The sequence below is a fragment of the Candidatus Zixiibacteriota bacterium genome, assembly GCA_040752595.1.
GTDB lineage: Bacteria > Zixibacteria > MSB-5A5 > WJJR01 > WJJR01 > JACQFV01.
Map to the genome: position 1 here is coordinate 1 of JBFMGX010000007.1, position 13364 is coordinate 13364.

Genomic DNA, 13364 nt, shown 5'->3' on the forward strand with positions numbered 1-13364 from the left:
AGATAGCGGACCCATACATGCAGCGGCGGTCGGGCGGCTTCACGCCAAAGGCGCAGAGCGCGCACGGGATTGACGGCATAATCCTGCGGAAGGAAGTTGTTGTCGTCCCAGGTTTCGCGCGTCACCGTCTTGAACCACTTGGGTGCCATAACGGTGTCCATCGCGGCAATGCGCTTTTCGGGAGTATCGTAATATTTCTCATACGGCGTGCCGGTCAGCTTCCAGATCGGCGTCCCGGAGAGCAGAATGACGGCTTTGAACTTATCCGGATGCGCGGCCGCGCAACGTACCGCGACTTGCGTTCCGATCAACCAGTGACCAATCAGTACCGCGTTCTCGATGGGCTCGTCCTTCATGAGCCTCTCGACCCCGGCAATCGCGTTGTTGGTCCAGCTTTGCTCGGCCAGGCTCGTGGTCTCCGGCGGGCACGGGGGAGCGGGGCTGCCGCCGAACCCGGGTAGCGTCACCGCAAACATGCGATATTTGTTTGTGTTGGCATCCATGAACTCCTGGAACACATCGGCACCAAACCCGGCCCCTGGGATGAGAATCATCGTGACGGGACCAGAACCGCGGCGGATCACCCCTCCCAGTTCGCCGGGTGTTGCGGTCCGGTAGCCGGGCGGATCGACAAGATTGTCGAGCGAGGAATCCTGCGCCATGATGCGGATGCACTGGTCCTGACCGCAGACTTCGGGTGGTACCAGGACCGTGCCCATCGCGCCGGCCAGAAGGAACACAGTGGTCCTGATGAAGCCGTGACGACATGTCGAGATGCGGCTGGCCTTCATTGTATCCCCGCCTTCCTTGTTTCGCCGTCCATACCCATAATAGATGACAAATACGATCTTCTCTGGCCGAAGTTTCGCGCCGCGAATTCCATCGGACCATGAAATCGGCCCCGCAGTCATTACCATAAAGGGGAGTAATCGCGTTGACATTTCCGCTCCCCACCGGCAGATTGGTCGTCAACGGGGCGTCTTTCTGCCGCCGGTGGAGGATCTCGATGGCGCCCCGGCCGGCCATCTGACGGGAGCAATGGCAATGAGCCACGAGCGCGACTATGTGCTGGGGACGCACGATGAAGAAGTGGACCGCCTGGGCTTGCAGCATCGTGTCTGGCGGCCGCGAGCATCGGCCGCCTGGCGAAAGGCGGGATTCACGGTCGGCCAAACACTGCTCGACCTTGGCTGTGGTCCGGGGTATGCATCGGTGGACCTGGCCGAGATTGTCGGACCAGAGGGACGCATCATCGCCATCGACCGGTCGCGACGGTTCCTGGATGTGCTGGAAGCGACCCGTCGTCAACGTGGCCTCGACCAGATTACGACTCTGGAACTCGACTTGGATCTGGCCAACCTGCCTGAGGCCGGCGCTGATGGGGCTTGGTCGCGGTGGGTTTTCTCCTTCGTCAAGCATCCGCGGGCGCTTCTGGAGCGAGTGGCCGGGTCGCTCAAGCCCCGCGGCGTACTGGCGATGCACGAGTACTTCGCTTATGCCACATGGGAGATTCTGCCGAAAGCGACGGAGTTCGAGGAATTCGTGCGCGTCGTGATGGACACCTGGCGCGATGAGGGAGGCGAGGCGGACATCGGCTTGGATTTGCCAATATGGCTTGGTGAACTCGGTTTTGAGATCAGATCGCTGGAATCGATCATCGAGATCGTCCGGCCAACCGACTTCGTGTGGCAATGGCCGAAGGCCTTTGTGGAGGTGGGGCTGAAGCGGCTGGTCGATCTGGGGCGGATGACACAGCAGCGAGCGACCGAGATCCTAACGGCGTTCCAGTCGCGTGAAGCATCGCCGCACGCGCTGATGATCACACCCGCGGTGCTGGAGATCATCGCCGTCCTGCGGTGAGCAGCGCCGTGCATCCGCTTCGTCTTGAGGGAATTCCCGCCCCTATTGTCATCCCGAGCGAATCCTGCGCTTTTCGAGCGCGGGATGAAGCGAGGGACCTGCTGTTTGTGTGGATGAAAAGAGAAGCAGCAGATGCCTCGCTTCCCTCAACTTCGTTCGGGACAGGCGGCTCGGCATGACAGGGGTTGCATGTCTTCCCCATCAAGCAGGTCAGGAACCCTGCTTGCGGCGAGTGGAATCGAGTTGCGCTCCTGACGTGTCTCTTCGCTCGTAGCGTTCGTAGTACCCGATCACCTCTCCGACAGGATTCCGCACGGCGCGCATGTAGATGCGCTGCTCCGGCTTGTCGGTGATCAACCGTTCGCTCTCGCCATTGCGCAATGCCGCCAGCACTTCGTGGATCGTGGCCTGCGATTGCTCATTGTGGCAGTCCATCAGGGAGCGTCCCAACAGGGTGTCGCCCTCTTTGAAGTGTGCGATCGCCGCCTTGTTCATGTAGCGGATGATGTGATCCGGCGTCACGAACTGCACCGGCGTGTCGAGACTGTCGAGGATGGCGGACAGTGTGGCGGCGTCGAGCATGCACTTCTCCCGATTCACTTGTGTGCCACTGACATTGGTCAGTGCGATCCGAACGAACAGGACTTCTTGTGGCCCTGACCTTGGTCAGGGTCTGTCAACAGCGTCAGAGCGGCAAGGGCTGTCTCAATAGTCGACGTGGTTCCGGTTTGTTGAGACCTTCATAAACCCTGACTGAAGTCAGGGCCACGCCAGCCCTCAGCACTTCGGCGGAGTACCCGTTGGGTGGTCTGGCCACGCTGTGTGGCATAGATCCTGTCCCAGCAAAGCCCCGGCTCCTACCCCCGGATCACCTTGCTCACAATATCCCGCCGGAGGATGATCCCCACCAGTTTGTTGTCGCCTTCGACGACGGGGATGCGGCGGATGTTGCGGAAGAGCATCTGGGCGGCGGCTTCCACAATCGGCGTGTCCTCGGTCGTGGTGAAGACGCGGGTGGTCATGATGTCGCGGACTTTGATCTCATCCTCACGGCGCAACAGATCATCGAAGGGTTCGACATCGGGCGAGACCGCGAGGTTTTGGATCAGCGACTCAAAGTTCGGCAGCGCCGCCTTGATCAGGTGCACCTCGGAGACGATACCGACGACACGGCCGTCGTGGTCGACGACCGGCACCCCGGAGACCTTGTAACGATAGAGCCGGTTGGCGACTTCCTTCAGCGTGTCGTCGGGGGTGACGGTGACGACGTTCTGGTGCATCAAGTCGCGCACCGTCAGGTGCTTGCGGATGGTGAGACCGGTCTCCCAGATGACGCGGATGACCTCATCGCCGGTCCTGGCGGCAATCAGACGGGGGAGATTCTTCTCGTCGCGGGCCAAAGCCGCCAGCCCGGACAACGTTTGCAGGTACAGTTGGGCGATGTTGCGGGGGGTTAGGAGCAGACAGATCACATGCAGCGGCTTGCCGTCGGGAGTCGGCGCCTTGATGCCCTTGCGCGAGATGCCGACCGCAACGTGCATTTCATTCACCAAGTCGGTGCGCGCGTGCGGGAAGGCATAGCATCGACCAAAGGAAGTGTTCTCAATCTCCTCGCGCTCCGCCACCGACGTGAGGACACCGGCGCGGTCGATGCGCGGGAACTTGCGGACGACCAGGTCCATCAACTCGCCGATCGCCCCGGTCTTGGAGTCGGCCTTGAGATCGGCCGTGACCAACGCGGGATCCAACAGTGCTGCCAGTCGCATGGCGTCTATGCCTCCACGGTGCCGGGACGGGATCGGACCATCGCCGGCGGCGCGGCGAACCCGCCCGACACCACGTATTTGATTGCGTCTTCGGTGGACATGCCCAAGTCAATGATCTCAGCGGCCGGAACCAAGACGACCCATCCGGTGACCGGCGTCGGCGTCGACGGCAGATAGACGGCGACCAACGTCTCGCTCGATGTGCCGTCTTCAAGTCGTGTCCGCCCGGAGGCGAATCCGACCATGTAGATGCCCTTGCGGGGATACTCGATCAGTACGGCCCGGGTGTACGACTTGCGCGTCGGCGAGGCCACGGCCTCGACCAGTTGCTTGGCGGCCGAGTAAACCGTACGCACCAAGGGGGTGCGTACAAACAGCAGTTCGCCAAAGCCGACGACGCGCGAGCCGATGACATTGCGCACCAGAATGCCCACCAAGAAGATCACGACGATGGTCGCAATGAGCCCCAGCCCCGGGACTTCTCGCCCGGCAAGACGGGCGAGAAGCGGTTTGAGGATCCCGTCGAGCGTGCGAAACAGAAAGCTGAGAACAAACCAGGTGACGATGATCGGCACCGTCACAACAATGCCGGAAACGAAGGTCCGCTGGACGCTCTTGAGAATTTGCCGGCCGATGCGCCGGGACTCTGTGGGCTCGGTGTCCATGAGGTGCACCCGCAAGGGGTGGCCACCAGCACAGATACCACGCGACGAGCGATCTGTCAAGCCCTGCCGAACCGAATCGACTGTCCCTCACCCGATCCGCCTGCGGCGGATCGACCTCTCCCGGAGGGAGAGGTTATCACGCTCGGCCGTTCTCCGGGGAGGTTGTGATTCCGAAGGGGCCGCTACTCGAAGACCGGCGGGGTAGACAGACCCGCACCAGGCGCAGTTCCGGGAATGGAATCCATGCCGCCCGTGCCACGACGAGCCGCATAGACCGGCGCCCGCAGTTGCAGGAAGGCCTTGGTCCAGGCCGCGGAATCGAATGTCCCGAAGTAGGCGTTCACCAGAACGAACAGCGGGAAGAGGACGATCACACCATAGAAGATCGCCAGGGGCTTGCTGGCAAACCAGAGGGCGACGGCGGGTGCCGCCAGCGCCATTCCGACCATCCCAACTACAATGGCGACCGTGACCGCAATGATGAACTTGGCCAGCAGCATCAGGGCCGAGGGCCGCCACTGCTCGCGGAAAAGCCGCCAGCCATCGCCAATGGCATCAAAGACGCCCCGCATCTCGAGCGTGACGAAGCGTTCCGCGTAGTTCCAAACCAGAATCAGAATGACAGTGAGCAGGATCGCCAGTGGCAGCGCGAACAAGAGTGATAGGAATCCCAATGGGACCGAGGCCAGGAAGACCAGCACCTCGACAAACGCGAGTCCGCCGATCAGCACAATCGCGGCGAGAACTTCCAGCAACGTGACGCCGAGCATCGACCAGAAACGCCGCACACCGAAATCCCACCCGGCCGAGAGGGAGTGCGTCCCGTCGGTTTCAATCTGATAGACGTTATAGATGAGCGCCGACTTGGTGATGACATGGAGAATCAAGAACACGACGCCGATGACCAAGCCCAAGAGCAGCAACATCCCCAGCGCGGCCAACACCCAGGCGCGGGCGGCCTCGATGTCGGCCAGGGAGGTTCTGCCGAACCTGAACTGGCCTCCGCCGGCGCCGAACGACGCAAACAGACCAAACAACCAGAGGTACTTGTGCCGCCAGGAGAGGCGGAAGGCGTCGCGGATGATGTCCCCGATGGGAAGATCGATCATGACACCCCTTCGTACGAAGCGGCGCCGTGAAGGTTTCGCGTCGATGGTGCGCCCACAAGGACTCGAACCTTGGACCCGCTGATTAAGAGTCAGCTGCTCTACCAACTGAGCTATGGGCGCATCGTTGGCCGCGAACGCTGCCGCGGCACGAAATGAACACTTTTCGGCAATTGAGTCAAACGGTTTGTGGCGGAGGCGCCGCGGCGGCTCGGGCGATTTCCGACAGGGCGATCACGAGGTTCACCCCGACAATCGCGCCGCCACAGGGCAGACTGTGACAGACCCTACTTCAGCGCCTTCTCTTTGAAGAGCACATGCTTGCGGACCTTGGGGTCGTACTTCAGCAGTTCGAGCTTTCCCTCGCTCTTGCGCTTGTTCTTCGTGGTGATGTAGAAGTAGCCGGTGCCGGCGGTGCTCTCGAGCTTGATCAGTTCCCTCTTTGCCTTGGCCATCGATTCGATCCTCCCCGGGAGTCAGAGACGCCCCCGATGACTCAAGTATACCGTGCCGTCCGCCTTCGTGCCAGCAATTCCCGAGACAGACAATCTCCATGGGCGCATGACACCGATCACCCGTCCCAGACGTCAGCGCCGGACGCTTTGGCCGACCGCACCCGATCCAACCCCCTGATTCCCAAACCGTTCCCTCCCCCGTCGGCGGGCATTTGACATGTTGCAGGTTTTGACAGAGTAGCTTAGTACCGCAGGGAACATGGTTGCCAACAACACGTATATTGACCACGCGGTCACCAGGTGACCGCGTGGTCATATGAAGACCCTGGTTCGCACTCCGCTCGCCCGATCGCGCCCGCAGACGCTGCGCCGCCGGGTCCGTGAGCGCGCGGCCCGGCACCAGGACATTGTGGCCGCCGCGCGGGACGTCTTTGCGTCGCGCGGATTCGAGAAGGCCACGCTGGAAGAGATCGCCGAACATGCCGAATTGGGCAAAGGGACGGTCTACAACTATTTCGAAAGCAAGGAGAGTCTGTTCACGGCGGCACTGGAGAGTCTGTTGGACGACATGAGAGAGATTGCGTCAGCGGCGGCGCTTGAGTCCGGTTCCGCGCGTCAGTGCTTCGATCGGTACACGACCCGCCTCGTCCACTACTACCGGCGCAACTACGACTTTTGTCAGATGGTGAGCAACGAGTGTGCGCGCGTTTGCCACGGCGGCCGCGGTCGACGTCACCGGCGACTGCAGGACAGCATGCTCGCCGCCGTCGAGCCGTTGGCCGGAGCGCTCCGACAGGCCATCAAGACAGGCGAGGTGCGGCGCGCCGACCCCATGAGTCTGGCGATCATGTTCTTCGGTCTATTGCACGAGTATTTTCTGCATGCCCCGTCTGTTCGCGGCGCGCGCGTGTTGAGGGACACCGATCTGCATACCGACCTGGTCGTCTCCGTGTTCTTCGATGGGGTCGGTCGGGCTCGGGCAGCCTCGGGAGTGTAACGTATGGTGTGGTTGCACATTCGTCGGTCTATTGGGATGGCGGTGCTGTTCCTTGTCAGTGGCCTCCTGCACCCGGGGTCCGCCCGGGCGCAGACGTCACTGTCGCTGCAGGATGCGATCGCGCGCGGGTTGGCGCACAATGAGAGCTATCGGATTGCGCTGTCGGAGAAAGACCGGGCCGAGGCGTTGATCGTCAGCGCACGGGCCGGGGTCTTTCCCCGCATCGACCTGGCGGGCAATTACAGCCGCGCCATCAAGCGGCCGGAACTGGTCATCACCGGCGAGGAGAACGGCCAACCGTTTGAAACGCGCTTTCGGATCGGCACCAAGCACTCGACCTTCGGCGGCATCACGGCGGAGCAAACCCTCTTTGAAGGCGGCGGAGTCCTGGCCGCCTGGCAGGCCGCACGTTCATACCGGGAGATGCAATCCGAGCTGTCCGCGCTGGCCCGCGTCAATCTGGAGGCCGAAGTGGCACGCGCCTTCCTGGGAGCGATTCTCGCACAGGCCTTGGCGGACGTCGCGGAACAGAATGTGCACCAGGCGGAGGCCCATTACGAGGTGGTCGACCAGAAGTTCAAGGCCGGTTTGGCGTCGGAATACGATCATCTGCGCGCCCACGTGGGCGTCGCCACCTCGCGGCCACAGTTGATCCAGGCGCAGAGCGCGCTCGATCTGGCCAGAACACAATTGAAGAACCTGATCGGCATCGGGGAGTCCGAGGAACTGACGCTGATCGAATCGGAGCCCGATTCGGCCGATTGGGAATCGGAGGATTTGGAGTTGCTGATTCGGCGCGCCGACTCGACCCGTCCGGATCTCGCCGCACTGGGCCACGAGGTGCGGACACGCGCCCGCGGCCTCGACGTTTACCGCGCCGAACGGTGGCCCACATTGAAGCTCACGGGTGCGTTCAACTGGCAATGGAATACTGACCAACGGTACGGACTCCGCGAGGGCGAGCTGAGCCGCTCATGGTCGGCGGGGCTGAATCTCTCCTATTCCCTGTTTGACGGTTTCCGTAAGCGGGGGATGATCCAAGCAGCGCGGGTTGACGTCAAGCAGGCGGAATTGCGGCGCGCGGAGCTGGCACGCCGCATCGCCCTGGAGGTCGAGAGCGCGCGCAACCAGTTCCGTGAGGCGACCCAGCGACTGGAAGCACAGCGCGAGGTGGTCGGCGAGGCCGAACGCGGTCTGTCGATCGCCAATCTCCGCTATGAGTCCGGTGTCGGGACGCAGTTGGAGGTACTGGATGCGCAGTTGGCGCTGGCGACGGCGCGCGTGCTGGCGGAGACGGCGCGTCATGATCGACGTGTCGCCCGTGTCGAATGGCGACGCGCCATGGGCGAACCGGTGCTGGCGATTCCCGTCGATGCCGGTGAACGGTAGTCTGTCGATGCACCCATGAACGGTAGGTTGCAGCGTATGCGAATTCATCGATTCGAATCGGTCCGGTCACGCCGGGCACTGGCTGCCCTCATGTTGCTCTCGCTGGCTGCCGGCTGTGGCGGGGCCAAGCAGCAGGTGGCCGACGAGGCGCGGCTGCCGGTCCTAGTCGCGACGGCCGCCCGCATGGATCTGCTGCGGTGGCGCGACTACACGGGGACGGTGGAGGGGATCCACCAGGCGAATGTCTACTCGCGGATCTCCGAGGTCGTCGTGCGGATCCACGCGCGCGAAGGAGACAGGATCAAGGCGGGGCAACCGTTGATCACCTTCGACGAGTCCGGTCCGGGGACGGCGCTCCGGCAGGCACGGGCGGTCTTTGAGGACGCCCAGCGCACCAAGGAGAAGTACGATCGGTTGTTCAGCGAGGGAGCGGTCAGCGAATTGGAGCGCGACGCCCACCGAACCGCCTACGACGTGGCCACGGCCAACTACGAGGCGGCGCGGGACGCGACCGTCTTGACCGCGCCGATCAGTGGCATCGTCACCGAGATCGATGCGCGCGTCGGGCGTCAGGCAGCCATGGGTGAGCGTCTGGCGCTGATCGCCGAAGTCGACACGATTCGGGTCCTGGTGGCCGTCTCCGTCTACGAGTCGAGGGAACTGTCGGTCGGTCAGCGCGTGCTGGTTCGCTCGGAGATGGATACGACCGTGACCGCCGGGGGGTGGATCGATGCCATCTCGACGTCGGCGGATGCCGACACGCGGACGATTTCGGTCGAGGTGCTGGCCGCCAATCCGGACGGACGGTTTCTGCCGGGAATGTTCGTCCGGCTCGGCATCGAGCTGGAGAAGCGGTCGCAGGTCGTCGCGGTCCCCCGCGAAGCGCTCGTCTATCGCGAAAGCGGTCTGGGGCTCTTTGTCGTCCGTGACTCGGTGGCGCACTTTGTCGCCGTGACCGCGGGCCCCGAATCCGGCGGTGTCGTGGAGATAGCGTCGGGCCTGCAGCCCGGGGAATCGGTGGTCACACTCGGGCAGAACAACATCCAGGAGGGGTCGAAAGTGAATCCGGCGCCCGCCGAATCCGGGAGTCCGGCGCCGTGATTCTCGCCGACACGGCCATCAAGCGGCCGGTCTTCACCGTCATGGTCATCGCGGCCCTGATGGTGTTGGGGGTTTTCTCCTACAACCGGATGGCGGTCGATCTGTTTCCCGACGTGGACTTCCCGTTCGTCGTGGTTGTGACGGTCTATCCGGGTGCCGGGCCGGAGGCGGTTGAGTCGGAAATCACCAAGCGGATCGAGGATCAGATCAACACGATCTCCGGCCTGAAACACCTGCAGTCCAGCTCCCGCGAGGGTGTGTCGCAGGTCGTGGCGCAGTTCGAGTTGGGAGAGGATCCTGCCGACAAAGCGCTTGAGGTCCGGGAAAAGATCTCGGCCATTCTCGCCGACCTGCCGGACGACGCCGAGGCGCCGATCATCCAGCGCTATGACCCCGATTCCGATCCGATCATGTCGTTGGTCGTTTCCGGAAGCCGTCCGCTCAAGGAACTGACCACGCTCACGAAGGATGTGATCAAGAAACGCCTGGAGTCCGTTCCCGGCGTGGGTGCGGTGTCGTTGATCGGCGGCGCCGAACGTGAGATTCAAATCGGCCTGGATGCAGACCGCCTGAAGGCCTTCGCGGTGTCGGTCGAGGAGGTCGCCGGTGCGGTCCGGATGGCGAACGTGGAATTCCCCGCCGGACGGATCGATCGCGGCCGCTCGGAGTTGACGTTGCGCACGTTGGGCAAGTACAGCGACTGGCGTGATTTTGGACGCTTGGTCGTGGCCCACCGTCAGGGCGACCCCATTCGTCTCTCCGATCTGGCCGTCGTCTCGGACAGCGTCCGCGAGCAACGCAATCTGTCGCGATTCAACGGGCGTGAGGCGGTCTCGTTGGACATCGTGCGTCAGTCCGGCGCCAACACGGTGCGGGTGGCCGACGAGGTGGTCCGCCGCATCGGTGAACTGAAAGGAGAGCTACCGGGAGACGTCGACATCACGGTGGCGGTCGACAATTCCGTGTTCATTCGCGATGCCGTTCACGACGTGATGGTTAACATCTACTATGGCGGCCTGTTGGCCGTCCTGGTCATCTTCGTGTTTTTGATCAACTGGCGGACAACGCTGATCTCCGCGCTGGCGATTCCCACCTCGATCATCAGCTCGTTCACGCTGATGTCGCTTCTGGGGTTCACGATCAACTTCATGAGCCTCCTCGGTCTGTCGATTGCGGTCGGCCTGTTGATCGATGACGCCATCGTTGTGATCGAGAACATCTACCGGAATTTCCACGGTGGCGCGGACAACCGCACCGCCGCCGCGCGCGGGACCAGCGAGATCGGCCTGGCCGTGTTGGCCACAACGTTCACGATCGTCGTCGTCTTCGTCCCGGTGGCGTTCATGGGAGGCATCGTCGGACGCTTCTTCTACCAGTTCGGCATGACGGTCGCCGTGTCGGTGCTCGTGTCACTGTTCGTTGCCTTCACGCTGACGCCGATGTTGTTCTCGCGGCTGGTGACCCACCCTGAGGAGCATGAAAGTGCACGTCGCGGCCGCTGGTTCGGAGAGCGGTGGCTGAACACATTTGACCGGGGATTCAACCACGGCTTCGATTGGGTCAAGCGGCGTTACCGGGGTGTGCTGGCCTGGGCGCTCGACCACCGCGCGGCCACGATGGCGATTGCGGTCGTGGGGTTTCTCGCCAGTTTCGGATTGGTGCCGTTGATCGGCACGGAGTTTTTGCCCCAACAGGATCAGGCCCAGGTGTTCGTTCAGTTTGAGGCCGCTCCCGGCACATCGCTCCGTGAAACCGCCGCGCTCACCGCTCAGGTGGAAGAACGCATCCGCCCACTGCCCGAAGTCCGCAACATCTATACCGCCATCGGATCCGGACAGCGCGGCGTGAACGAAGGCGTGACGACCGTGCTCCTCTCCCCAAAGTCCGAGCGACAGCGCGGCGCCCTGGAGATTCTGTCCGACATCCGCCGGCGGACTCGGGATCTGCCCGGGTTATATCTCTCGCTATCGCTGGAGCCGCAAGGTGAGCACAGCCGTCCGATCAGTTTGTCGGTTCAGGGAGAGGACCTGCGAATTCTGCGACGAATCGCCGGGGCGGTGGAGGACTCGACACGTTCCGTTCCGGGCGCCCGCGACGTGCGGAATTCGCTGGTCGGCTCACGCCCGGAGGCACAGATCATCGTGGAGCGCGACCGTGCCAGCGAGCTGGGTCTGTCGATGGCGGGGATCACCTCGGCACTGCGGCTGCTGGTCGAGGGCGACGACATCACCACCTACAAGGAAGGCAACGAGGAATACAAGGTGCGGCTGCGGCTGGCCGGCGCGGACCGTGCCGATGCCTGGGCCGTCGAGAACCTCATGATCCATAGCGAGCGCGATGTCCCGGGACAGGAGCATTTCTTTGTGCCGCTCAAGCAGGTGGCGCGGCTCGACCAGCGCGGCGGCCCGACCGAGATCCGTCGCTATGACCGTCGCCGTGAGGTCCTGATCTCCGGGAACATCGCTGCGGATGTCTTCGCCGGTGACGTGCGCGATGTGGCCCTCACCAAGGTGCGGAACATCCCCACGCCGCCGGGATACTCGATCAGGGCCACCGGTGAGGCGGAAATCCAGGAGGAATCGTTCGGACACATCTTCACCGCCCTGTTTCTGGCGGTGATCTTCATCTACTTCGTGCTTGCCTCGCAATACGAGAGCTTCACCGATCCTCTGGCGATCATGCTGTCGTTGCCGATGGCGCTGGTCGGCGCCTTCGGCGGGTTGTTCCTCTTCGGCAGCGCCATATCGATCATCTCCCTGATCGGGGTCGTGCTGTTGATGGGTTTGGTCACGAAGAACGCGATTCTGTTGGTCGACTTCGTCAAACAGGCACGCGCTCGGGGTGAGAGCCGTCGGGATGCGATCCTGGCCGCGGGACCGATCCGTCTGCGGCCGATCCTGATGACGACGCTGGCGACGATCTTCGGCGTCCTTCCTCTCGCGTTGGGATTCGGTCCCGGCGCCGAGTTGCGCGCGCCGATGGCCCGCGCAGTGATCGGCGGACTGATTTCCTCGACGGCGCTGACGCTGCTGGTCGTTCCGGTCGTCTACACGCTGCTGGACGATCTGATGACGCGTCTCCTCCGGCGCAAACGATAGGCGTGCGGCACACGCAGGTGCGCGATGCGACGGCACGGGTCTCCGGGAATCATCGGTGGAGCGGCAGGCGGAGTTTCACACGAGAGCCATTCGAGGAGCGTGTCACGACCATGCGCATGAAGGCACTCCTGTACGTCGTATCCGGCGCCGGCGCAGCGGCGGCGGCGTTCGGATTCGGCATCGCCTACTATGCCATCGTCCGCTATGAGCCGCGGGCATACCACTTCGTTCTGACCACGCTCGGTGTGTTGGCGGCCGCGTACGGCTTCTATCAGGCGTTCAGCTCGATCCGGCGGCGGCGGATCGCCGTCGGTAGCACAGCGCTGGCTTTCGCCGTCATCGCCGCAGGAACGGCATCAACGGTCTACGGATTCACCCAGGCCTACAGAGGGCTGGGGCTGGCAACGCCGGGGCCCTGGCGTGTGTTCTGGGGAGTCCTGATCGCGGCCGGCCTGGTCGCATCCCTCTTCGGCTTATGGTGTGGCCTCCGCTTTGTTCTCGCAGAGCAAAAGAAACGACGATCGTCGTGAATGGAACCACAGCACACCGACCATGGTGTGTCGATCACTTGCCCAGTAGCATCTTCACGGCAATCACGATCAGAACTACGGCAAAGATCTTCTGGAGTGCGGCGTTCGATAACGCGGTCGCCAGCTTGGCACCCAAAAGCCCGCCAAAAAAGAAACCGAGGCAGACAAGGGCGGCGATCTTCACATCAACGTAACCGGCTTTGTGGTAGGTCCATGCCGCCAGGAGACCGATCGGCGGGACGAGAATCGCCAATGTCGTTCCCTGGGCCTGATGCTGTGTCAAACCAAAGAAGAACATCAGAGCCGGGATCAGAATCAGACCGCCGCCAAGCCCCACCAAGCCGCTGAACGTCCCCGCCGCCAGTCCCAGAATCAGGCACAAGAGCACTTGGTTCAT

13 protein-coding genes and 1 tRNA gene are annotated in these 13364 nt (G+C 62.8%); 6 read left to right on the forward strand and 8 right to left on the reverse strand.

What is annotated here, in order from left to right:
- Positions 1–791: alpha/beta fold hydrolase (locus AB1792_03635; protein MEW5701302.1), on the reverse strand; the 791-nt coding region annotated here is incomplete at its 3' end.
- 253 nt (positions 792–1044) lie between these two features.
- Between AB1792_03635 and AB1792_03640 the strand changes: the two genes are divergently transcribed.
- Complete coding sequence (locus AB1792_03640; protein MEW5701303.1) at positions 1045–1860, forward strand: methyltransferase domain-containing protein; 816 nt, start codon at positions 1045–1047, stop codon at positions 1858–1860.
- 210 nt (positions 1861–2070) lie between these two features.
- Here AB1792_03640 and AB1792_03645 read toward each other — a convergent pair whose 3' ends face one another.
- The 6 genes from AB1792_03645 to rpmG form a co-directional block, all read right to left on the reverse strand.
- Complete coding sequence (locus tag AB1792_03645) at positions 2071–2442, reverse strand: PAS domain-containing protein (protein ID MEW5701304.1); 372 nt, start codon at positions 2440–2442, stop codon at positions 2071–2073.
- A gap of 275 nt (positions 2443–2717) precedes the next feature.
- Complete coding sequence (locus AB1792_03650; protein ID MEW5701305.1) at positions 2718–3626, reverse strand: CBS domain-containing protein; 909 nt, start codon at positions 3624–3626, stop codon at positions 2718–2720.
- A gap of 5 nt (positions 3627–3631) precedes the next feature.
- Positions 3632–4291: a DUF502 domain-containing protein gene (locus AB1792_03655; protein ID MEW5701306.1), complete on the reverse strand. Its 660-nt coding sequence runs from the start codon at positions 4289–4291 to the stop codon at positions 3632–3634.
- Between the two features lie 182 nt (positions 4292–4473).
- The gene (locus tag AB1792_03660; protein ID MEW5701307.1) at positions 4474–5400 is read right to left on the reverse strand and encodes a hypothetical protein; all 927 of its coding nucleotides are present in this window, start codon (positions 5398–5400) and stop codon (positions 4474–4476) included.
- Positions 5401–5444: 44 nt separating this feature from the next.
- Positions 5445–5520 (reverse strand) — tRNA-Lys (locus tag AB1792_03665).
- 164 nt (positions 5521–5684) lie between these two features.
- Positions 5685–5852, reverse strand: coding sequence for a 50S ribosomal protein L33 (gene rpmG / locus AB1792_03670; GenBank protein ID MEW5701308.1), 168 nt, complete (start codon positions 5850–5852; stop codon positions 5685–5687).
- Positions 5853–6168: 316 nt separating this feature from the next.
- On the opposite strand from rpmG, the gene AB1792_03675 reads away from it, so the two are divergent.
- The 5 genes from AB1792_03675 (at position 6169) to AB1792_03695 (ending at position 12967) form a co-directional block, all read left to right on the forward strand.
- Entirely contained in the window at positions 6169–6849 is a 681-nt protein-coding gene (locus AB1792_03675) for a TetR/AcrR family transcriptional regulator (protein ID MEW5701309.1), read from the forward strand.
- A gap of 3 nt (positions 6850–6852) precedes the next feature.
- Positions 6853–8238 carry a TolC family protein gene (locus AB1792_03680; protein ID MEW5701310.1) on the forward strand — a complete coding sequence of 462 codons (1386 nt, stop codon included), beginning with the start codon at positions 6853–6855 and terminating at the stop codon, positions 8236–8238.
- A 36-nt stretch (positions 8239–8274) separates the two neighbouring features.
- A complete protein-coding gene (locus tag AB1792_03685) occupies positions 8275–9339 on the forward strand; it encodes an efflux RND transporter periplasmic adaptor subunit (GenBank protein MEW5701311.1) in 1065 nt (354 codons plus the stop codon).
- Positions 9336–12437, forward strand: coding sequence for an efflux RND transporter permease subunit (locus AB1792_03690; GenBank protein MEW5701312.1), 3102 nt, complete (start codon positions 9336–9338; stop codon positions 12435–12437). Before AB1792_03685 ends, AB1792_03690 begins: the two co-directional genes overlap by 4 nt.
- A gap of 110 nt (positions 12438–12547) precedes the next feature.
- A complete protein-coding gene (locus AB1792_03695; GenBank protein ID MEW5701313.1) occupies positions 12548–12967 on the forward strand; it encodes a hypothetical protein in 420 nt (139 codons plus the stop codon).
- A gap of 34 nt (positions 12968–13001) precedes the next feature.
- Here AB1792_03695 and AB1792_03700 read toward each other — a convergent pair.
- Positions 13002–13364 (reverse strand): TSUP family transporter (locus AB1792_03700; protein ID MEW5701314.1); only part of this gene is annotated, 363 nt, incomplete at its 5' end.

Coding starts and splice junctions, on each gene's coding strand:
- AB1792_03640 (MEW5701303.1), top strand. CDS start 1,045: ATGAGCCACGAGCGCGACTATGTGCTGGGGACGCACGATGAAGAAGTG.
- AB1792_03645 (MEW5701304.1), bottom strand. CDS start 2,442: ATGCTCGACGCCGCCACACTGTCCGCCATCCTCGACAGTCTCGACACG.
- AB1792_03650 (MEW5701305.1), bottom strand. CDS start 3,626: ATGCGACTGGCAGCACTGTTGGATCCCGCGTTGGTCACGGCCGATCTC.
- AB1792_03655 (MEW5701306.1), bottom strand. CDS start 4,291: ATGGACACCGAGCCCACAGAGTCCCGGCGCATCGGCCGGCAAATTCTC.
- AB1792_03660 (MEW5701307.1), bottom strand. CDS start 5,400: ATGATCGATCTTCCCATCGGGGACATCATCCGCGACGCCTTCCGCCTC.
- rpmG (MEW5701308.1), bottom strand. CDS start 5,852: ATGGCCAAGGCAAAGAGGGAACTGATCAAGCTCGAGAGCACCGCCGGC.
- AB1792_03675 (MEW5701309.1), top strand. CDS start 6,169: ATGAAGACCCTGGTTCGCACTCCGCTCGCCCGATCGCGCCCGCAGACG.
- AB1792_03680 (MEW5701310.1), top strand. CDS start 6,853: ATGGTGTGGTTGCACATTCGTCGGTCTATTGGGATGGCGGTGCTGTTC.
- AB1792_03685 (MEW5701311.1), top strand. CDS start 8,275: ATGCGAATTCATCGATTCGAATCGGTCCGGTCACGCCGGGCACTGGCT.
- AB1792_03695 (MEW5701313.1), top strand. CDS start 12,548: ATGCGCATGAAGGCACTCCTGTACGTCGTATCCGGCGCCGGCGCAGCG.